At 43.8% G+C, this 19,867-nt stretch carries 18 protein-coding genes; 10 read left to right on the forward strand and 8 right to left on the reverse strand.

The features are described from left to right. Positions 1–81: 81 nt before the first annotated feature. The 3 genes from AACW75_RS06425 to AACW75_RS06435 form a co-directional block, all read right to left on the reverse strand. Positions 82–762 carry a spondin domain-containing protein gene (locus tag AACW75_RS06425; RefSeq protein ID WP_145570757.1) on the reverse strand — a complete coding sequence of 227 codons (681 nt, stop codon included), beginning with the start codon at positions 760–762 and terminating at the stop codon, positions 82–84. Between the two features lie 9 nt (positions 763–771). Then, positions 772–1,455: a spondin domain-containing protein gene (locus AACW75_RS06430; protein ID WP_145570755.1), complete on the reverse strand. Its 684-nt coding sequence runs from the start codon at positions 1,453–1,455 to the stop codon at positions 772–774. 373 nt (positions 1,456–1,828) lie between these two features. Beyond that, complete coding sequence (locus AACW75_RS06435; RefSeq protein WP_135455155.1) at positions 1,829–2,170, reverse strand: YggL 50S ribosome-binding family protein; 342 nt, start codon at positions 2,168–2,170, stop codon at positions 1,829–1,831. A 254-nt stretch (positions 2,171–2,424) separates the two neighbouring features. Between AACW75_RS06435 and AACW75_RS06440 the strand changes: the two genes are divergently transcribed. Next, positions 2,425–4,461, forward strand: coding sequence for a PhoX family protein (locus AACW75_RS06440; protein ID WP_145570754.1), 2,037 nt, complete (start codon positions 2,425–2,427; stop codon positions 4,459–4,461). A 243-nt stretch (positions 4,462–4,704) separates the two neighbouring features. Here AACW75_RS06440 and AACW75_RS06445 read toward each other — a convergent pair whose 3' ends face one another. The 3 genes from AACW75_RS06445 to AACW75_RS06455 all read right to left on the reverse strand — a co-directional run bounded on the left by AACW75_RS06445 (position 4,705) and on the right by AACW75_RS06455 (position 7,983). Next, positions 4,705–5,325: a LysE family translocator gene (locus AACW75_RS06445; RefSeq protein WP_017076073.1), complete on the reverse strand. Its 621-nt coding sequence runs from the start codon at positions 5,323–5,325 to the stop codon at positions 4,705–4,707. 205 nt (positions 5,326–5,530) lie between these two features. Then, positions 5,531–6,817 carry a DEAD/DEAH box helicase gene (locus tag AACW75_RS06450; protein WP_145570752.1) on the reverse strand — a complete coding sequence of 429 codons (1,287 nt, stop codon included), beginning with the start codon at positions 6,815–6,817 and terminating at the stop codon, positions 5,531–5,533. A gap of 182 nt (positions 6,818–6,999) precedes the next feature. Next, the gene (locus AACW75_RS06455; RefSeq protein ID WP_145570750.1) at positions 7,000–7,983 is read right to left on the reverse strand and encodes a CobW family GTP-binding protein; all 984 of its coding nucleotides are present in this window, start codon (positions 7,981–7,983) and stop codon (positions 7,000–7,002) included. 542 nt (positions 7,984–8,525) lie between these two features. Between AACW75_RS06455 and clcA the strand changes: the two genes are divergently transcribed. Both clcA and AACW75_RS06465 read left to right on the forward strand, forming a co-directional pair. Continuing rightward, positions 8,526–9,932 (forward strand): H(+)/Cl(-) exchange transporter ClcA, encoded by a 1,407-nt coding sequence (gene clcA, locus AACW75_RS06460; protein WP_017076076.1) that lies wholly within the window; start codon positions 8,526–8,528, stop codon positions 9,930–9,932. Between the two features lie 287 nt (positions 9,933–10,219). Further along, on the forward strand, positions 10,220–11,200 hold the full coding sequence (locus AACW75_RS06465; protein WP_186437193.1) for a TDT family transporter: 981 nt from the start codon (positions 10,220–10,222) through the stop codon (positions 11,198–11,200). 147 nt (positions 11,201–11,347) lie between these two features. Here AACW75_RS06465 and hmpA read toward each other — a convergent pair whose 3' ends face one another. Next, the gene (hmpA, locus tag AACW75_RS06470) at positions 11,348–12,544 is read right to left on the reverse strand and encodes an NO-inducible flavohemoprotein (protein ID WP_145570748.1); all 1,197 of its coding nucleotides are present in this window, start codon (positions 12,542–12,544) and stop codon (positions 11,348–11,350) included. Between the two features lie 350 nt (positions 12,545–12,894). Here hmpA and norR point away from each other — a divergent pair, with 350 nt between their 5' ends. Further along, positions 12,895–14,487: a nitric oxide reductase transcriptional regulator NorR gene (gene norR, locus AACW75_RS06475; protein WP_145570746.1), complete on the forward strand. Its 1,593-nt coding sequence runs from the start codon at positions 12,895–12,897 to the stop codon at positions 14,485–14,487. A gap of 89 nt (positions 14,488–14,576) precedes the next feature. Beyond that, positions 14,577–14,936 carry a glutaredoxin family protein gene (locus AACW75_RS06480; RefSeq protein ID WP_029225193.1) on the forward strand — a complete coding sequence of 120 codons (360 nt, stop codon included), beginning with the start codon at positions 14,577–14,579 and terminating at the stop codon, positions 14,934–14,936. Positions 14,937–15,093: 157 nt separating this feature from the next. Here the strand turns inward: AACW75_RS06480 and AACW75_RS06485 are convergent, their stop codons facing one another. After that, positions 15,094–15,729 carry an OmpA family protein gene (locus AACW75_RS06485; RefSeq protein ID WP_237297692.1) on the reverse strand — a complete coding sequence of 212 codons (636 nt, stop codon included), beginning with the start codon at positions 15,727–15,729 and terminating at the stop codon, positions 15,094–15,096. Between the two features lie 258 nt (positions 15,730–15,987). On the opposite strand from AACW75_RS06485, the gene AACW75_RS06490 reads away from it, so the two are divergent. The 5 genes from AACW75_RS06490 (at position 15,988) to AACW75_RS06510 (ending at position 19,793) form a co-directional block, all read left to right on the forward strand. Next, positions 15,988–16,614, forward strand: coding sequence for a thioredoxin domain-containing protein (locus AACW75_RS06490; protein ID WP_065206232.1), 627 nt, complete (start codon positions 15,988–15,990; stop codon positions 16,612–16,614). A gap of 57 nt (positions 16,615–16,671) precedes the next feature. Further along, on the forward strand, positions 16,672–17,145 hold the full coding sequence (locus tag AACW75_RS06495) for an FKBP-type peptidyl-prolyl cis-trans isomerase (protein WP_017076083.1): 474 nt from the start codon (positions 16,672–16,674) through the stop codon (positions 17,143–17,145). Between the two features lie 234 nt (positions 17,146–17,379). Continuing rightward, the gene (locus AACW75_RS06500; protein ID WP_145570742.1) at positions 17,380–17,970 is read left to right on the forward strand and encodes a TetR/AcrR family transcriptional regulator; all 591 of its coding nucleotides are present in this window, start codon (positions 17,380–17,382) and stop codon (positions 17,968–17,970) included. A gap of 136 nt (positions 17,971–18,106) precedes the next feature. Continuing rightward, a complete protein-coding gene (locus AACW75_RS06505) occupies positions 18,107–19,138 on the forward strand; it encodes an NADP-dependent oxidoreductase (protein ID WP_145570740.1) in 1,032 nt (343 codons plus the stop codon). 34 nt (positions 19,139–19,172) lie between these two features. Then, positions 19,173–19,793 (forward strand): glutathione S-transferase family protein, encoded by a 621-nt coding sequence (locus tag AACW75_RS06510; protein ID WP_145570738.1) that lies wholly within the window; start codon positions 19,173–19,175, stop codon positions 19,791–19,793. Positions 19,794–19,867: the final 74 nt, after the last annotated feature.

Below are 19,867 nucleotides of genomic sequence, written 5' to 3' on the forward strand. Positions count from 1 at the left end.
CTCTATTCGGAGTCTGCCCACCTAAGATTGACCGGAACAGAACAGGAATTCTTTCATTACACCTTTAACTCAGTTAATCAGTTACTCAGTTCGAGTAATAGTGATTCTTGCGCCTGGGTTAAGGAAGCGGTGGTTGCCACTTAGTGCCGACGTCGTCAGGCCATCATCTTGGCTTATTACGCCTGCATGGAAACTCACTACATCCGTGTCATTTCTTGTAGTGTTAAAGCCTTCACCACCACCGGCAGGCCCTGGAATAGTCGCAGCAAGCTCGTCGTTCAGCTCAGTCCCCGAATCCCAAACATTCATGTTCATGACGAAGGTATCACCCACGGCTAATGACTTGAGCGACAAGCCGGATTCACCAACAAACGCATCATTAGTGTTTACCAACATTGAAGCGACGGAGAGGTAGTCTTCTTGGTTAGGATCGACACGGATTGAAACAGTGTCGCTTTCACCTGAAAGAATCAAACCATTGCCAGAAATGCCTTGATAAACATTGGCATCACTGTCGCTTAGTGCCAGCAATTGAGCATTGCTGCCACCTTCCGCTAAGTATTCAAGATCGACAGAAGCACTTTGCCCGATTTCAAACAGATTGAAGCTGTTATTGTGAGTCAACACTGCGAGTGGCGACATTGGTTGATTGGGGGTGAGGTTCGTAACACTCACATCATAGCGATAGTAATCGTCGTCATCGTCCGGACAACCTGCTAACACAGCTACTGATGCAGCGATAAACAAAATTCTAGCTTTCATATATCCCCCTTACTTCACAACAATAGTGATGGTTGCAACAGGGTTTAACCAACGATGGCTGCTGCTATCGAGGTCACTGATTCCGCCCGCAACATCACTATCACCAATGTTACCCGGATGAATATGAACTTTGGCGTTAGACACCGCGGTTTCGACTCCCGCACCACCAGCACCAAAGGTGATGAATGGAGGGTTAGGCATACTGCCTGCCAGTTCATCATTTGCTTCAGTACCCGCGTCATAACCGTTGAGCGTCGCTTTGTAGGTGCCAGCTTGGGTTGGGATCTTCCAGCTGTCTAAACCCACAAAACCATCATTAGTCGGTAATAGCATTGCGCCTAGCGACAGGTAAGCTAAGTTGCCAGTATCAATATCAAATGTCGTTGCAACACCTGGATCAAGAATACCTGTCGCAGGGTCCTCTACCACTACACCACCCGCATTAGCAATTAAGCTAGATAGGCCTGAAATAGCGCCGCCTTCTGCCATAGCTTCTAATTCCGCAGAAGCGGCTTCACCCGTTCGAAACATGTATAAGCTTGAATCGTGGGCTGCTGCCAAGATAGGCGTAAAGTAGATCCCTTTCGTTGCGTTGGTGACAGTTACCTCAAGCTCTGCAGCCTGAACCTGAGCCGTTCCGAAGGCCAACAGAGCCGAGCTGATCACCAAGCTGATTTGAGTACGTTTGTTCATTTTGATTCCATCCTTTATCGAGTCCTATCGTTGCCAGAAAAACGAATAACAACGATATACTCGTTACATCTTCCAGCCACGAACTGTGGTGTTGTTGACTCTAAGAATGGCGATCAAATCTATCAGCAACTTCCTTGAATTCTCATAAAAGTCTCACAAATTTATTATTACCCAGAAAATTAGGCATAAGAAGCTGATATTTAAATAGAACTCTCATTCTAGAAGAGAGAGGTATAGAAGAATTCATGGATGAATAATAGCGCTAACCAAACGTAAAAAGGCCCAATCGATATATCGACTGGGCCTTTCATCTGATGGGCAAAGTTATCTCAGGAAAGCTCTATTCGCCTTCAACTGAGCTAACACCACCTACTTAGAATGCGTAGTTTGCGTCAACAAGTTCGCTTACTTCAACTTTGCTTACTTCTGTGCGAGCTTCAAGCCATTGTGCAACTTGCAGTTGCTCAGCTTCTGTCACTGAACGGTAGCGCTCAATAGAACATAAGAAACCTTCGAATAGCTCTAAACCACCGCCACCAAAGCACAGGCCGATGTTGTCGATAAAATCGATAAATTCATCGATGAACACATCGTATTGGTCAAAATCAGCAATCGAAGTCGTGCAGCTTACTTCAAAACCTAGAATAGCGAATTCACCTAGGTATAACTTCTTGCGTAGGCGGCGATTTTTGTTTTCGATTTTATCTAATTTCATAACTGTCTCTCTTTTCGTTTGATAAAGCATTTATACACAGTTCCTTGCTGATCCCCAAGAGTTTTGTATTACACGAAACGCTTAATGGCAAAAGTCGTGTTACAGAAACAAAAACTTAATCAAAACCATAACAATCCGTCACTTAACTGCTTCACGATTAGTCACACATTGACCCAGGTTATTAACTTATTCGCTGATAGCCGGGTTACTCATGAACAACTAATAATAAATACAGCCAACAGGAAGCAGTAACAATGAGCAAGGAAACATTTAATAGCACTCGTTTCAACAAGAGCAAAAACAAACCCTTCGAAGAAGTCCTAGACGCTAACCTATCAAGAAGAAATGTATTGAAAGGCGGTTTAGGCATCAGTGCTATGACGGCCTTTGGTGCATTTGGGCTTTCTGGGTGCAACTCTTCTAGCCCAAACACTTCTGTAGGTAATGGTTCTGGCGTCTCAAATGCAGTACTGAATTTCGATTCGATCCCAGGCTCACTTACCGACGCAGTTTCCGTTCCACAAGGGTATGTTGCACAAGTTTTAGTTCCATGGGGAACGCCTCTAAACGCGCAAGGCAGTTCATGGAAGGACGACGGAAGTAATACAAGTACAGATCAACTCAACGCGCTTGGTATGCACCACGACGGCATGCACTTTTTCTCGTTAAACGACAGCGATACTGATGGCTTGCTGTGTATTAACCATGAGTATATAGACACCTCAGCACTGCACCCAAGTGGCCCAACAATTGTGGGTGGTGTTCGTACTATCACCGATGAAGTTCGTAAAGAAATTAACGCTCATGGTGTATCTGTCGTTCGAATTCAACTTGAAGACAATATGTGGAAGCTGGTCGATACTGATCCACTAAACCGCCGTTATACTGGTGCAACCGTAATGGATCTCTCAGGTCCTGTTGCGAACACGGAACTGACAGTAACGCGTTTCTCACAAGATGGCAGCCAAGCACGCGGTACATTAAACAATTGCGGTAACGGCTTTACTCCTTGGGGCACTTATCTAACGTGTGAAGAAAACTGGCCGGGGTACTTTGTGAATACTGGCGTTCGTACTGAAGAACAAGACCGTATTGGCATCGATGATAAAAATACACGTTACTTATGGGAAACTTTGGCAGGTAATGCAGAAGAACGTTTGGATGAATTTACTCGCTTTAACGTAGAGCCTACGGGCACAAGCTCAATCGACGATTACCGCAACGAAGCAAATGGTCACGGTTATATTGTTGAAATTGACCCATATACGCAAAATTCTCGTGCCAAAAAGCGTACTGCCCTAGGTCGTTTCCGTCATGAAGGTTGTACGTTTGGTCAGCTTAAAGCGGGGCAACCAGTAGTATTCTACTCTGGTCACGATTCTCGCTTTGAGTACTTATATAAGTTTGAATCAACAGCTAACTGGAACCCAGCAGATGCAAATCCGTCAAACCGCTTGGCAACCGGTGATAAATACATGGATGAAGGTACGCTGTACGTGGCTCGCTTCAACGAAGACAGCACTGGTACTTGGCTGCCGCTAACGTTAAAGAGTACAACTGCTTCTGGGGGTACGCTGGCGGACAACTTTAACTCGTTAGCAGAAATTATCCTAAACACGGCAGGTGCAGCCGACCTTGTTGGAGCCACTCCAATGGATCGTCCGGAGTGGTGTACAGTAGACCCATACACTGGTTCTGTATATCTAACGCTAACCAACAACACTTCTCGCACAGATGAAACAAACGCAGCAAACCCACGTTTGAACAACAAATTTGGTCATGTGATTCGCTGGGATGAGGGGGAAGACGCAACAGACTTTACTTGGGATATCTTTGTGTTCGGTTCGCCAGCCAATGGTGATGCGGACACGAACCGATCAAGCTTAACAGACATGAACCAATTCGCGAGCCCAGACGGTTTGGCGTTTGATGCTCGTGGCATCTTGTGGATTCAAACCGATAACGGTGCAGATGAAGTGACCGGCTACACCAATGATCAAATGCTAGCAGTAGTTCCATCAAAGCTAACGGATGAAAATGGCACTCAAGAAGTCATTAGTGCCGAGAACCAAGCACAACTCAAGCGCTTCTTTGTTGGTCCTAACGGTTGTGAAGTAACAGGCTTTACCATCAGCCCAGACTACAAGTCATTGTTTGTAAACATTCAGCACCCAGGCAACTGGCCATACAGCGCAGACGCAGCAGAAGAGACTCCGTCAGGAATTTCAGTTCGCCCAAGAGCATCTACGGTTGTGATTCGTCGTGAAGACGGCGGTGAAATCGCGGTTTAATACGACAATCTAGCTAAGATCAGCAACCTTACTGTTATCTAGTTTCTGTTCGCTAGCTAAGTAAAATTAAAAAGAGCGATAAGGCTAAATGCCCTATCGCTCTTTTTATATTCTATCCATTCTTTGATTCAACAAAGTACCTGCGGCTTCGTAAACGGCTCTTCACCCCAACGTACCTTCCGTCACCCTCGAGAAGGAGGAATGACTGAGTCGAGGAGCTGTACCCGTTATCGCTAACCAGAATTAACTCACGAACAACCACACACCAACGCCCATCATCAGCGTACCTGCGATACGGTTCATCAACTTGACGTTGTCGGCTTTACCCAACATATGTTTTAGGCTCTTACCACCTGTCGCGTACAAGGTCATGCAGACAAATTCAGAAACCAGAATAATAGACACTAGAATGAACAACTGAGGCGCTAAATCGACATTGCTATTAATGAAAGGAGGCAGTAATGAAATCATGAACGCCCAACCTTTCGGGTTAGCGATTGCCGTCACGAAACCTTGCACCACCAAATCCCAATCATTACTGACTTTGGTTGTTTGATTATCAGTACTGATCGCCAACTTGCCTCTTGAACGCCACATCTGAACACCCAAATAGAACAAGTAGCTTGCACCCACAAACTTAAAGACCGTAAATAGCCACGGGTAGTTAAGCATAATAGAAGCAATACCTAATACCGCGGCAATAGAAACTACAGCGACACCGGCCAGTTCACCAATCATCATCCATAATGTGCGCTTATACCCCACACTCATTCCTAGTGTCAAAGCCAAGGTCATACACATACCAGGCGTGATTGAAACAAAGAAGAACGTGGGAATAAAAGCCCAAAGTAGTGCGCTATCCATCTCATTACCTTACTGGCTTAGTGTTATCTGATAACTGAAGTTACCCAAAATTTAAGTACTGTCTGAGAGCGCTGATTATTGAATCAACACACATTAGAGTTCGCTGCTGAATTAGGTTTATTTATACCAAGAGCTTTTATAAACAGAACAGTGTTAAAACAAAAAGAGCCACATCACCGTGGCTCTTTTCAATCACCAACCGTAATTACTTACGACGGTTTTTAATTCGCTTCATCATAGTCAAACGACGTTCAGCGCTTGCTTGATCTTGAGGCTCTTCGCTCGCGTTGTTCCTGCGACCCTGACGGTTTTTGTAAGCCGATTTTGTGTTCAACTTCTCGATGTAAGCATCACGTTTCTTCGGTTCATAACCTGGTTGTTCGACACGGCGAATACGTTGTTGAATCAGTGTTTCAACTTGAACAACAGTCAACTCTTCTTCGCGGTTAACGAAAGAAATCGCATGACCTTGTTTACCAGCACGACCTGTACGGCCAATACGGTGAACGTAATCTTCCGCTAGGAAAGGCATGTCGTAGTTAATTACATGTGGTAAGTCTTCGATATCAAGACCACGGGCTGCAACGTCGGTTGCTACCATCACACGTGCTCTGCCTTCTTTGAAGTCATCCAAAGCACGACGACGAGCGCTTTGTGCTTTATCACCGTGACAAAGTACCGCTTTAATGCCGTCTAATTTAAGCTCTTTAACAACGTCATTCGCTGTTTCTTTGTAGTTCACGAACACAAGCACTTGGCGCCAGTTTTTACGGCCAATCAGCTCAGAAAGCAGTTCTGTTTTACGCTCTTGATCCACAGGGTAAACCACGTGACCAACAGTAGAAGCCGTTGAGTTTTCGCGCTCAACACTAATACGTTTTGGTTTACGTAGAATATCAACAGACAGTTGGTTTAACTGAGTAGAAGTCGTTGCCGAGAACATCATGATTTGCGGCGATGTTTCTACATCCAACATGATCTTACGAACGGCATTGATAAAGCCCATATCAAGGATACGGTCAGCTTCATCGAATACTAGGAATTCTAGGTTTGCGATAGATACGTTACCCGCTTCTAAGTGTTCTTCCAAACGGCCAGGTGTTGCAACCAAAATATCCACACCCAGTTCTAATTGACGAACTTGTGAAGACATTTTGTTACCACCGTAAACCGCTGAAACGCTTAGTTCAGTGTATTTAACGTAGTCTTTAATGTTTTGAGCGATCTGCGCAGCGAGCTCTCGAGTTGGAGCAAGAATAAGGCCGCGAGCCGTTCCTCTAGACGCCTTTTTACCGCTGTTCAAAAGGTGCTGAATAACAGGCAATGAAAATGCCGCTGTTTTACCCGTACCGGTTTGAGCAGTAGCAAAAATATCATGGCCTTTACGAGCCATTGGAATCGCCTTTTGTTGAATTGGAGTGAGTTTTTCATAACCACACTCAGTCAACGCTTTGACTAATTCAGGAGCAAAACCTTGAGAGGAAAATGACATTGTTACGGGTTCCTTAAGCAGACAGCCTACATTCTTATTTCAGCCGAGCACTATAAAGTAATTAGAGTGATTTATCTCACATTTATCGTGATATAACGCAAACTTTCTCATTTAATCTGGTGTTTACCCCACCTTCAACGAAGTAAACACCGAGATCATCAGTTCAAACAGTTAAAATGGCGCTATTTGATGCCACACAGCTTGAGTAGAATCTGCTCGAGATCGTCCCAAGGCATTAACTGCGAGTCGATCACTTCCAGTCTTGATTCAAAACCATCAAGGGAAATTTCATTCACTGACACCACTTGATTCGCCACGTTAAACGCATAGCAACCTTGGTCAGTATTCACCACGGCTTTTACACGCTCAGCCGTAAGATCCGACAGCATTGAAAACAGCGCATCAAAGTCGAACTTATGCTCTGCGCCGAATAGCCAACCGCAACTGAAATAGCCCTGACCTTTATTCTCTTTACGGATGAACGCTTCACCGGGAGGAAGTTGGAATTGAGGCTCTTGTTCAGCGTGATCGTGATGATGCGATTCAATATGAGAAGAAGCACTACCGTATACTCTTTCAATGTCCAACACTTCCAATGGCACTTCACCATCGTGAATTAGCTTATGGAAGACTTTTGCTGGAGTTTGATCCGTCACCCAATCATTGAACACATCGATGTCTTCAGAATGAACAAGGTCAACCTTAGTACCAAGAATCACATCTGCACTGTCCAGTTGATCATTGAAATTCTGATTCGACGTGTACTTTTCATTGGATAGGTTTCGTGGGTCAACCAAGCCAAGCGTCGCTTTTAAATCAACATAAGGTGTGTATTGCTCTGAAGTGAGTGTCGCAATAACCTGTTTAGGGTGACCAAGCCCAGTTGGCTCAATCAATAAACGGTCCGGCTTTTGGCGCAGTAAGGCATTAATACCTACCGACATAGGCACACCTGCAGTACAACACATGCAGCCACCCGGTACTTCTTTAATTAAAGCACCTTGGTCTGTCATTAATGCGCCATCAATGCCGATTTCGCCAAATTCATTAACCAGGACAGCCCAGTTTTCATTCTCAGGTTTATTTTTGAGCAGGTTCAAAATAGCTGTCGTTTTGCCAACACCCAAGAAACCCGTAATTATGTTTGTAGGAACTTTTTTGGTCATATCAGTTCTCCTTTTTAAGGGAGTATATACACAATCACGGAGAAATTGACCCCAATCGCTTGTTTATACGGAGAATGATTTAAGCCAGAAGTTGTATGAGTGTCACTAGAAAGGGGGGGAACGAAGAAAAATGAATGCTCCAGACGAACTAAAGGCGTACTTACTCAGTACGCCTCACCCTCGTTACTCAATCGTGAGTTCGCGAATCAGGAAGCCTTAAATATCGACCTGAACATTTAACGAGGAACTAAAACTTTGTTTCTGAATCCATCCAAATTGTGTGTAAAACCTCACGTCTCCTTGCGGTTTGTTATGTTGCTTTACGATTTAACTATGGTTCATTTTTAGGGATATTCAAGGTGCCATCTGAGAATCGATCAAAATTGTGACGGGGATTCCACTATTGCCCATATATTCCATTTATGTAACACGTACATTCCATAAATGAAATTCAACTTTTCATCTTTGCTGCTATAGGATATGCAGAGGACGCGTATAATTTATGACAACCCCGCCTTAACCCATTCAGGAGCCTTATCTCAATGACCAGAAGAGAGAAAATTAAGCAATCCTTATTAGCCAAAATGCCAAGGGATGCTATTAATCAATTTCTCTCAAGAGATAAGACACCCGCTTCCGTTCTCTTTCTTTCTTGTATCGTTGGCGTACTTGCTGGGGTTGTTGGCACCTATTTCGAAGTAGCCGTTCATTTCATTTCAGAAACTCGTACCGATTGGCTAAAAGATGAAATTACCAATTTTGTTCCTCTTTGGTTAGCCGCTTTCATTATCAGTGCTGCATTTGCCTTTATTGGGTATTTCCTTGTACATCGCTTTGCGCCAGAAGCCGCAGGTTCAGGTATTCCTGAAATTGAAGGGGCGATGGACGGTATGCGCCCTGTTCGATGGTGGAGAGTGCTACCAGTAAAGTTCTTTGGCGGTATGGGTGCGTTGGGCTCAGGTATGGTGCTAGGCCGTGAAGGGCCGACCGTTCAAATGGGCGGCAGTATCGGTCGTATGGTCACAGATATTTTTCGAGTTAAAGATGATGATACTCGACACTCACTGTTAGCTTCAGGTGCCGCTGGTGGTTTAGCCGCCGCATTCAATGCACCACTGGCTGGCATCATGTTTGTAGTCGAGGAGATGAGACCACAGTTTCGCTACTCCCTGATTTCAATCAAAGCCGTGATCATCTCTGCTATTTCAGCCAATATTGTTTTTCGCTCAATCAATGGCCAATCTGCTGTTATCACCATGCCCCAATATCAACCACCAGAACTGAACTCGCTTTGGCTGTTCTTGTTACTGGGTGTGTTGTTCGGCCTATTTGGTGTGATTTTCAATAAGCTGATTACGCTCTCACAAGACCTGTTTGTCGCAATACACAAAAATGATCGCAAACGCTACTTAATCACTGGCGCCCTGCTGGGTGGTTGCTTTGGCTTGTTGCTGCTTTATATACCGGAATTGACCGGCGGTGGTATTGGTATCATCCCTAACATCACTAACGGAGGTTACAGCGCAAACGTATTATTGCTGATCTTTCTAGGACGAGTCCTCACCACACTACTCTGTTTCGGTTCTGGCGCTCCCGGCGGTATCTTTGCGCCAATGCTCGCACTAGGTACGCTCTTTGGTTACGCCTTTGGGCTTATTGCCGCTGCATTCTTTCCTGAGCTGAATATTGAACCAGGTATGTTTGCAATTGCTGGTATGGGAGCTTTGTTTGCTGCGACTGTTCGAGCACCCATTACAGGCATATTATTGGTTATTGAAATGACCAATAACTACTATCTCATTCTACCGTTGATCATCACTTGCTTAGGGGCAGTTATCATTGCTCAAATGCTAGGCGGTCAGCCGATTTACAGTCAGTTGTTGAATCGTACGCTTAAGAACGAAAAGCTACGACAACAAGATCTTCCTCAGCAAGAGGAAGTACGTTAACTACTTTGAATGTATGGAATTCCTGTAGTACGTCTGTACGAAAAGTGAGTTAATTACAAATAACTCAAAAAAATAAAGCACACTTTCCTCGTGCTTAATGTCCCGATTCCGCATCAAAATCAAAAAAGCAAACGTTAAACTTGCTATCATCCACTCAAAATTATTTGAGTGCTCTTAACATCTATTGATGGCATAACTGAACTCTCTAGCTAGAGCAAACATTCAATAATTAACTCATACACCTTTAGTAACCCGCATTCTATAAATAATTAAGTTGGAGCAAGTCGTTGAATTGGAAAAGATTAACCCAAGTAAAAAATGTGCCGCCATCTCAGGCGTCTTTAGCACTTGGAGTAATTGGATTAGGACAGGCGTGGGCTTTATATGTACCAGGTATTGGTGAAATCACTCGCCCCTACCTCGCTTCGTTGGGCGCTCTATTATTACTTCCTGTTTTACTTCGCTATCTAACGAGTTTTAATACCTTCTTAAATGATATACGTCATCCGTTAAGTGGTAGCTTAATGGCGCCGATGAGCATGGCTTTATTGATTCTGTGTGACTATCTAGCCGAAATCTCTCCAGTCATTGCTTATCCAGTCTGGTTCTGCGCGTTATTGTTGCATTTTACCATGATGGTGTTGTTCTTTAGTTTCCAGATCATCAACTTCAAAATGTCGAACATTGTACCGAGTTGGTTTCTGTATCCGGTGGGGTTAATCAGCAGCTCCTTAGCAGGTACACAATTTGGGCACACCGTTTTTTCAGAAACACTTGCGGCCACTTGTATCGGTATCTATTTTCTCATGCTGCCAGTGGTGTTGTACCGCTTGGTATTCGAAGGAAACCTTCCTCGTCGAGCAAGGCCAACACTGGCCATTATGGCGGCTCCCGTAAACCTGTCTTTAGCCGCTTACTTAGTTAACTTCGACAACCCAGACCCGATTCTAACAGGCGCATTGGCGGGCATTGCTATCACCATGACGCTACTGATCTACTTGTGTTACATACGATTGATGCGTCTGAAATTCCAACCTTCGATTGCTGCCGTCACTTTCCCTTCCGTGATCAGCGCTATTGCCATGCATCGTCTAACTACGTTTTTCGGCGCGGAATACCCGCAATGGTATTGGCTGCACAAGTTTGGTTTCTTCGAGTTAACCATCGCAACCATCCTAGTGATTTGGGTTGCAGGTGGATACGTGAAAATGTACTGGCCTGAGTTTTTTGATACTGACTACATGTCTAAAAAGGTCAAACGTTCTTAGACCGAAGCTAGAAGAGCTTAGTTTGCTCGACCGAATTCTCCAATATTCGATATGTCAGACAGCAGAACCAAACAAAAAAAGGCCTCACAATGTGAGGCCTTTGAATAGGCAAGGTGTTAATAGTTCAGGCGAGTCTGGCGAGAGCTATTAGAAGTTAGCGTGAGGGCCAAATACTTCGTAGTGTACGCGTGAGCGATCTACTTTAAGTGCGTCTAGCTGCTCTACGATGTTCTTCATGAAGCCAACAGGTCCACAGATGTAGAAATCGCTCTCTTCAAAGCCTTTAGTATCAGAGATAGACGCTAGATCCATTTGGCCTTGATGCGTGTTTTCACATGCAGATACGTCTTTATTCATGTACCACGTTTTCGCTTCCCAACCTTTGTCAGCAACAATATCTTTAACACGAGTCGTGAAAGAGTGTTGGCCTACGTTTTCACAAGCGTGAAGGTAAAGAACCGGTTCGTTTTTCTGCTCGTTGTTCAAGAACTCAAGCATAGACTGCATTGGCGTTACACCAACACCTGCAGAGATGAGCGTTACTGGCTTGCTGCGCTCTTGATACATAAAGTCACCTGCTGGTGCGTATAGGCTAACTTCATCGCCGATAGCAACGGTATCGTGCATGTGGTTAGAAACAACACCTTGCGTTTCTTGACCTTGGCCTTCACGCTTCACAGAGATACGGTAGTATTTTCCGTTCGGCTTGTCTGACAGTGAATACTGACGAATTTCGCTGTATTGTGCGCCTTCAGGTTTCACTTCAATGCCGATGTATTGTCCCGGTGTGTAATCCAAAACCTCACCGCCATCTTTTGGCTGTAAGATGAAGCTTGTTACGAGTGCTGACTCTTCGATCTTGTCTGCGATTACGAATGCACGTGCTGCTTCCCAGCCACCAACAGCCTGCTTGCGCTGTAGATAAAGTTCAGCTTCACGGTCGATGAATACTTGCGCTAAGAATAGGTAAGCGGCAGTCCATGCTTCTTCCACTTCTGGAGTAAATGCCTCAGTAGCTAATTCACGTAGTGTTTCAATCAGGTGCAAACCAACAATTTGATAGTGCTCTGGTTGAATGTTAAAGCTTGTGTGTTTCTGTGCAATACGTTCAACCGCGGTGGTTAACGCTGCTAGGTTTTCAATGTTTTTAGCATAAGCCGCGATAGCTTCAAACAGTGCCACACCTTGGCGACCTGTTCTTTGGTGAGTCATATTGAAGATATCTTTCAATTCAGGGTTATGCGTGAACATACGTTGATAGAAGTGTTGAGTTAAAGCAGGGCCTGCGCTTTCTAAAAGAGGAATCGTCGATTTGATGATGTTGATATGTAGATTGTTTAGCATTGATTTACTCCGAACACTTAGTCTTATGACCGTTGATGTCAATTTGACTAGTTTTATTTAAAGGTGACTTTATACCAATTCTTTCTCAATGAGCTCTATGGCTACATTTTGTTATGAGAATCACGTGGGCTGATAAATGCTTATTAATTGATTCAAATCAACAATGAGTCAGTTATTCAGTCATATAGACAACACGTGATGGACACATTGCACAAACGGTGCCAACATGCGAAAGCTAGCTCTGCCTAGCATCCTTTCAAAAAATCATTTCGAAATTAAGTCAAAAAGACCTTTTTTTTGTGTCATAAAGACTCTACCATGTATAAAAATACAAACAGTATGAGCCCTTTATGCAAGATATCTCAGCATCCACTCTCATGGAAATGACCATTGGTTTAGCCAGCGGTGTGAACGATCAAGACCGTTTCAATCGCCTAATCGATGCCATTCGTAAAACAATCACGTGTGATTGTGTCGCGCTTTTAAGCCTTCAAGGTGACACGCTAGTACCTATCGCTATGCAAGGGCTCAGTCGAGATACATTCGGCCGTCGCTTTATCATTTCGGAACACCCACGTTTTGATGAAATCTGCGCATCACGTTCTCCTGTTCGTTTTGACTCTGACAGCTCACTGCCTGATCCTTTCGATGGCTTGCTGATCGACCATGATGGTGATTTGCCAATGCATGCTTGTATGGGGTTACCTTTGTTTTTTGGTGACAAGCTGTTAGGTGTTCTGACACTAGACAGCCTGAAACCCGATGTATTCGCAAATATCCCCGCCCGTAATCTAGAAGTACTCGCGGCCATTGCAGCTTCTACTATGCAAATGGCGATGACTTTCTCGCAGCTTGAGCATCAAGCAAAGCAATCGAAACAGTTATTAGAAGAGTTAAATGTAGAAGCGTGGGAACGCGACGGCGGCGAACTAATTGGTAAAAGCGATACTATGATGGCGCTTAAAAACGACATTGCAGTGGTTGCCCCTTCTGAATTTAATATCTTGATTCACGGTGATACTGGTGTGGGTAAAGAATTAGTGGCTCGTACACTGCACCATCAATCACAGCGTAAACGTAAGCCCTTAGTTTATGTAAACTGTGCTGCAATTCCTGAGAACTTAGTAGAGAGTGAACTGTTTGGTCACGTACGTGGCGCCTTTACTGGTGCAGACAAAAACCGTCTAGGTAAATTTGCATTAGCCGATGGTGGCACACTGTTTCTTGATGAAATCGGTGAACTCCCGTTAGCTGCACAAAGCAAGCTACTGCGTGCGCTACAAAACAATGAAATACAGCCAGTTGGTCAAGACAACATTCAAACCATTGATGTGCGCGTATTGGCGGCAACCAACCGTGATTTGAAAAAAGAAGTCGAAGATGGCAGATTCCGCGCCGATTTGTACCACAGACTCAGTGTTTACCCTATCGCAGTACCAGCACTTAAAGAACGCGGTGACGACATCAGTTTGCTAGCGGGGTTCTTCCTAGAGCAGGCACGTCGTAAGCTTGGTATTAACCAAGTTAAATTTCGTTCTGATGTGCTTGTTTTCCTGAACCGTTACGGTTGGCCAGGTAACGTACGTGAACTTGAACACGTGATCAGCCGCTCAGCACTTAAAGCACTCGCGCGTAGCACCAACAAGAACTTGGTAACCATTACTAAAGAAGATTGCGGCCCACTCGACCAAGATCAACCAATAGCGACCACACAAGTAAAAAACACGCCGTTATCGACGCCAACGATTGACCTTTCTTCAGGTTTACGGGGGGCGACGGATGATTTCCAACGCAGCATCATTACTGAAGTATTGGAAGATGCTAATTTTAACTGGGCACAAGCAGGGCGAATTCTAAAAACAGATAGAGCAAACCTAACCCGACTATCCAAACGTTTAGGGTTAAATGTGGCTAAGTCTCACACGATCGAACGGACAAAATAGATATTAGCGGTTTGTTGCGAGCATCTGACAAAACTTGTGTATATAATGCTGCAAATTGTAACGCTAATTTTAAATATGTAGAGAGAGTTATGAAGTTTATTCGTTGGTTTTTAGGTCGTGTCATCTTGCTATTGAATTTTGTTTTCAGCCCACGTGGTGTGAAACGTTCTCAAGATGAGCAAAGCAAAGTGAATGAGCAAGCAAAAACGCACACGTTATACCAATTCGAAGCGTGCCCATTTTGTGTAAAAGTACGCCGCGCGATGAAACGTCAATCGGTTCAGTTTGAACTTCGTGATGCAAAAAACAACGAACAGCACCGTTCAGAGCTTGAAGCTGGTGGCGGTCGTGTGAAAGTGCCTTGTCTACGTATTGAAAAAGACGGTAAAACTGAGTGGATGTACGAGTCTTCAGATATCGTTACTTACTTAGAGAAGCAGTTCGCTTAAGCAATCACGCTTAATGAAGTCAGATACAAAAAATCCCTCTACAGAGAGGGATTTTTTATGTCTGCGCTTTCAGCTAATCTCGTGAACCATTCGCTAAAAGGCTTTTTGCTTTTGCTTTTGCTTTTGCTTTTGCTTTTTAAGCTAAATCTTCTAACGACTATTTAGCAACAATCAACATGAGTTCTACGCGACGATTACACGCTTTACCTTGTGCAGAAGCATTGTTACAAGCCGGAACGTATTCACCAAAACCGCGAGTATAAATAGAGCGACTTGAAACGTAATGACTTTCCAATCGAGCTTTCACTTCTTTTGCGCGCTGCTCTGATAAAGGGTCATTAACACGATCACTACCAGTGTTGTCTGTGTGTCCTTCAATCACAACATCGATATCTTGGCGCTGAGAAAGGTAACTGCCTAGAGTATCCAACCACTGATTGTAAACTGGCTCAGGGAATGCGGAACCTGTTTTGAAGTTCACATGTTGCTCAAGTTTTACCATCACATGATTGCCAGGTAATACCTCAAAATCGATACGGTTTTGTCTTAGAAAAACTTCTAATGGGTCATTGGTCGAAACTCCGCGCCCATAATTAGTTGTAATAGTGGTATGTTGATGAGAGTTGTTTTGAATTGCGTAACCTCTATTACTCGCTACACGTGTTGTTTGAACCACACCCCATTCAGGGTGCATTAGATCGTAGTCCGTTTGTGGCGCAGTTTCTAGCATATCGTCACCTAACATACCCATTGGTAACGTCGTTTCACACCCAGCCAAAGCTATGCTTAACATTATCGCTAAATATCTCATTACTTCACCAACCACTCATGCAGATAAACCATTCACTAATGTCTATATCGGCACCTAGAGAAAAACTTTAGACAAAATGAAAGTACGTAATAAAAAAGTGCTTTTGATCACAGTTAACCGTCAACTAGCCTGCCATCACTCGGTTGTTCGAACTGTTTGCATTTATTTACCTTATAATTGTTTTCCAATTCCTACTAAATAGTTAGAATCTCACGACTTCTCAACGCTCGAGCAAACATTATGTTTAAACCATTTACTAAATTCATCACAGCAATTGCTGCAGTACTTATCATTGCGGGTTGCAGTGAAACAGACGAACCACAAAAAGGCGTTCAGTACGAAGCTCTTCCAACTGCTCTAACTGAATTTAATCTGTCTCCGATCACTGAAATCTTCTCTCTTAACTGTGGTCACTGCCGTCAAATGGAAAGTGCAATTCCAGAAATTGAGTCTCTAACCGATCAAACTATTGGCAAGATGCACGTAACGTTTAATGAAAGTGCTCAAATCAGCGCGATGATCTACTACACCGCGGTAATGCAGCTTGACGCAACACCTGATCACGCCTTCATGGACGATCTATTTGGTGCCGTTCAAATGGGTGCAGACGCAACGCCAGAACAACGCCAACAAGCTCTAGAAACCGCGTTTACTTCTCGCGGTCTGGTAAGCCCATACCAATTGAATAAAGAACAACAAGTTGCTCTTTTTGATTATGTTAAAAAGGCAGAAGAAATCTCAGTAAAAGGTCAAATCAATTCAGTACCAACGTTTATCATCAATGGTAAATACCAGGTACTGACAGCTGGTCATCAAGACGTTGCTGGCATTGCAAAAACGATTAACTACCTTTTGACTCAACCATAATCACGACCTTAGTCGATTGATTAGCGAACTCAGCATTAACTATAAATAGGTTTTACTATGTCTAAATTTATCATCCCGGTCATTGTCTTTCTTTTGGCGGGTTTCATGATTTATCGTACTTGGATGAATCATAAGTCTGGTGACGAAAACTTCGAGCAAGGCCAACAGTTCCTTGTTGATAACGGCACTAAAGAAGGTGTAATTACAACTGAAAGTGGTCTTCAATACCTTGTTCTTGAAGAAGGCACTGGCACTGAGCACCCAACAAAGAACAGCAAAGTAACCGTTCATTACCACGGTACACTTATCGACGGCACTGTTTTCGATAGCTCTGTTGAGCGTGGCGAGCCAATCTCATTTGCTCTTAAACAAGTGATTAAAGGCTGGCAAGAAGGGTTAACTTACATGGTTGAAGGCCAAAAAGTTCGCTTGTTTATCCCAAGCACATTGGCTTACGGAAAAGGCGGTTCAGGCCCTATTCCACCATCATCAGCTCTGATTTTTGATGTTGAGCTAATCGCTATCCAATAACCAAATTGCTCTCAAGCAACCAAGTTCATCAATTTAAGCCCCAACATGCGAACCATGTTAGGGCTTTTTTATATGTGAATGCTTGAGTGGTTGAATCCTATTTAACCACGACAAGATTATACCTTCAAAAGCTAACCTCTTCAGAAATGACACCCCAGAGAATAGAAAGAGCAAATAACACAATCGAAATCCAACGACTAGACGACTGGTCTAATTCAACTTATAGTAACGCCCATGAACGATAAAACGAATGACACACGCCTGCATGTTTTAGATGTTGGCTACCAATTAATAGTGAATAACGGCTTTACAGGCGTTGGCCTATCGCAATTGCTTAAAGAAGCGGACGTGCCGAAAGGGTCGTTTTACCACTACTTTAAATCGAAAGAGCAATTTGGCGAGGCTCTTATCCAACACTATTTTGATACTTACATCAGCAGAGTTGAAACTATTTTGGTTGATGGTGAAGGCAACCATTACCAGAGAATTATCAATTATTTCACTCGATGGTTACAGATTGAAAACGGTACCTGTAACGCTCATAAGTGCTTAGTGGTTAAGCTCAGCGCTGAAGTTTCTGATCTTTCTGATCCTATGCGCCAAGCCTTACTAAAAGGGGCTGAAAAAGTGACCTCTACGATACAACACTGTGTTGCTGGTGGTATTGAAGATGGCTCCATTAAGGTTGAAGACAGCCAAGAAACCGCTCAAAATCTATATTCTATGTGGTTGGGTGCAAGCTTATTGAGCAAACTAAGCCAGAATTCACACAGCTTAGAATCAGCTTTAAACCTAACCCAACAGATTTTAAAAGGTAAAAACTAACCACGTACTGTGCTTAGTCCTTACTAACGACAGATTACCCGCCCTTTTATCAATTTGATGACGGCGGGATTTTTAGACAACAAGACTAGACGACTGGTCTAATTCTAGATAAATACATTAAAATTAAGGACATCCAATGACTCAACAAGACAATCGCCGCATCGTATTGGCTTCTCGCCCAGTTGGCGCACCTACTCAAGATAACTTTCGATTAGAAACCGTAGCCACACCAACGATTCAAGATGGTGAAATGTTACTTCGCTCAGTTTATCTTTCTCTTGACCCTTACATGCGCGGTCGAATGAGCGATGCTAAATCTTACGCTGATCCAGTTGCGATTGACGAAGTGATGGTTGGTGCAACCGTGTGTCAGGTTGAAGAATCAAACAACAGTGATTTTGAAATCGGCGAATGGGTATTGGCCTATACAGGTTGGCAAGATTTTGGTGTATCTAACGGCGAAGGCTTAATCAAACTAGGCAAAGAACCCACTCACCCTTCTTATGCACTTGGCATTATGGGTATGCCTGGCTTTACGGCTTACATGGGCTTGCTTGATATCGGCCAACCTAAACAAGGCGACACTCTAGTCGTTGCGGCAGCAACAGGTGCAGTAGGCGCAACCGTTGGACAAATCGGCAAACTAAAAGGCTGTCGTGTTATCGGCGTTGCTGGTGGTCAAGAGAAGTGTCAGTACGCGAAAGACGTGCTTGGCTTTGACGAATGTATCGACCACAAAGCTGACGACTTCGCGGAGCAACTGGCTAAAGCATGTGACAACGGCATCGACGTTTATTTTGAAAACGTTGGCGGCAAGGTTTTCGATGCCGTAATGCCATTGCTTAACACCGGTGCTCGTATTCCTGTATGTGGCCTTATCTCTCAATACAATGCGACATCACTGCCTGAAGGCCCGGATCGCATGTCTAGCCTTATGGGTACGCTGCTGGTTAAGCGTATTAAGATGCAAGGCTTCATTATCTTTGATGACTACGCGCACCGTTACAACGAGTTTGCTGTGCAAATGACTGAATGGTTGTCTCAAGGAAAAATGCAATACCGTGAACACCTAATCGAAGGTCTAGACGAAGCACCACAAGCTTTCATGGGCTTATTAGAAGGCCAGAACTTCGGCAAACTTGTTATCAAAACTAACGAACCTAAATAACTCAATTAGCTGAAACAGTAAAATAGGCAGAATAATGATTACTTTACATCACCTAAACAAATCACGTTCGAAGCGTATCATCTGGTTATTGGAAGAGCTTGGTGTTGATTACCAAATCAAACCATACCAACGAGACAGTGTCACGTTTTTAGCACCACCAGAATTGAAGTCTGTTCACCCGTTGGGTAAATCTCCAGTCATTGAAGATGATGGTGTTGTGATCAGCGAATCTGGTGCTATCACTGAATACCTAATCGATAAATATGGTCAGGGTAAGTTCGCACCAACACGCGGCACAGCTGACTACGTAGAATATTCACAGTGGCTACATTTTGCTGAGAGTTCAGGTATTTTGCCGATGCTGCTTAAAATCTTTGTGATGAAAGACGGTTGCGAGACTAATTTCCTTGGCGGCTACGCTGACGATGAAAACCAAAAGATCTTAACTTACGTGAATAATGCACTTGAAGGTAAAACCTACTTAGTTGCAGACACACTTACAGGTGCTGATTTCATGATGTCGTTCATCGTAGAAATCGTTGGTAACTTTGGTGCAACTGCGCTTTACCCTAACATTGCTAAATACGGTAAGCTTTTGGCTGACCACCCAGCTTACCAAAAAGCAGAGCAAGTAGAGCTAGAACACTCGAACTGATCGAGTTTCAATCAAGCTCGTGCGCGCTAGGATAAGCACAAGCAACTAAATGAAGCCAAAGCCGATTTATCTTT

The organism is Vibrio sp. L3-7, assembly GCF_963898195.1.
Classification (GTDB): domain Bacteria; phylum Pseudomonadota; class Gammaproteobacteria; order Enterobacterales; family Vibrionaceae; genus Vibrio; species Vibrio echinoideorum.

Coding starts and splice junctions, on each gene's coding strand:
- AACW75_RS06425 (WP_145570757.1), bottom strand. CDS start 762: ATGAAAGCTAGAATTTTGTTTATCGCTGCATCAGTAGCTGTGTTAGCA.
- AACW75_RS06430 (WP_145570755.1), bottom strand. CDS start 1,455: ATGAACAAACGTACTCAAATCAGCTTGGTGATCAGCTCGGCTCTGTTG.
- AACW75_RS06435 (WP_135455155.1), bottom strand. CDS start 2,170: ATGAAATTAGATAAAATCGAAAACAAAAATCGCCGCCTACGCAAGAAG.
- AACW75_RS06440 (WP_145570754.1), top strand. CDS start 2,425: ATGAGCAAGGAAACATTTAATAGCACTCGTTTCAACAAGAGCAAAAAC.
- AACW75_RS06445 (WP_017076073.1), bottom strand. CDS start 5,325: ATGGATAGCGCACTACTTTGGGCTTTTATTCCCACGTTCTTCTTTGTT.
- AACW75_RS06450 (WP_145570752.1), bottom strand. CDS start 6,817: ATGTCATTTTCCTCTCAAGGTTTTGCTCCTGAATTAGTCAAAGCGTTG.
- AACW75_RS06455 (WP_145570750.1), bottom strand. CDS start 7,983: ATGACCAAAAAAGTTCCTACAAACATAATTACGGGTTTCTTGGGTGTT.
- clcA (WP_017076076.1), top strand. CDS start 8,526: ATGACCAGAAGAGAGAAAATTAAGCAATCCTTATTAGCCAAAATGCCA.
- hmpA (WP_145570748.1), bottom strand. CDS start 12,544: ATGCTAAACAATCTACATATCAACATCATCAAATCGACGATTCCTCTT.
- norR (WP_145570746.1), top strand. CDS start 12,895: ATGCAAGATATCTCAGCATCCACTCTCATGGAAATGACCATTGGTTTA.
- AACW75_RS06480 (WP_029225193.1), top strand. CDS start 14,577: ATGAAGTTTATTCGTTGGTTTTTAGGTCGTGTCATCTTGCTATTGAAT.
- AACW75_RS06485 (WP_237297692.1), bottom strand. CDS start 15,729: ATGTTAAGCATAGCTTTGGCTGGGTGTGAAACGACGTTACCAATGGGT.
- AACW75_RS06490 (WP_065206232.1), top strand. CDS start 15,988: ATGTTTAAACCATTTACTAAATTCATCACAGCAATTGCTGCAGTACTT.
- AACW75_RS06495 (WP_017076083.1), top strand. CDS start 16,672: ATGTCTAAATTTATCATCCCGGTCATTGTCTTTCTTTTGGCGGGTTTC.
- AACW75_RS06500 (WP_145570742.1), top strand. CDS start 17,380: ATGAACGATAAAACGAATGACACACGCCTGCATGTTTTAGATGTTGGC.
- AACW75_RS06505 (WP_145570740.1), top strand. CDS start 18,107: ATGACTCAACAAGACAATCGCCGCATCGTATTGGCTTCTCGCCCAGTT.
- AACW75_RS06510 (WP_145570738.1), top strand. CDS start 19,173: ATGATTACTTTACATCACCTAAACAAATCACGTTCGAAGCGTATCATC.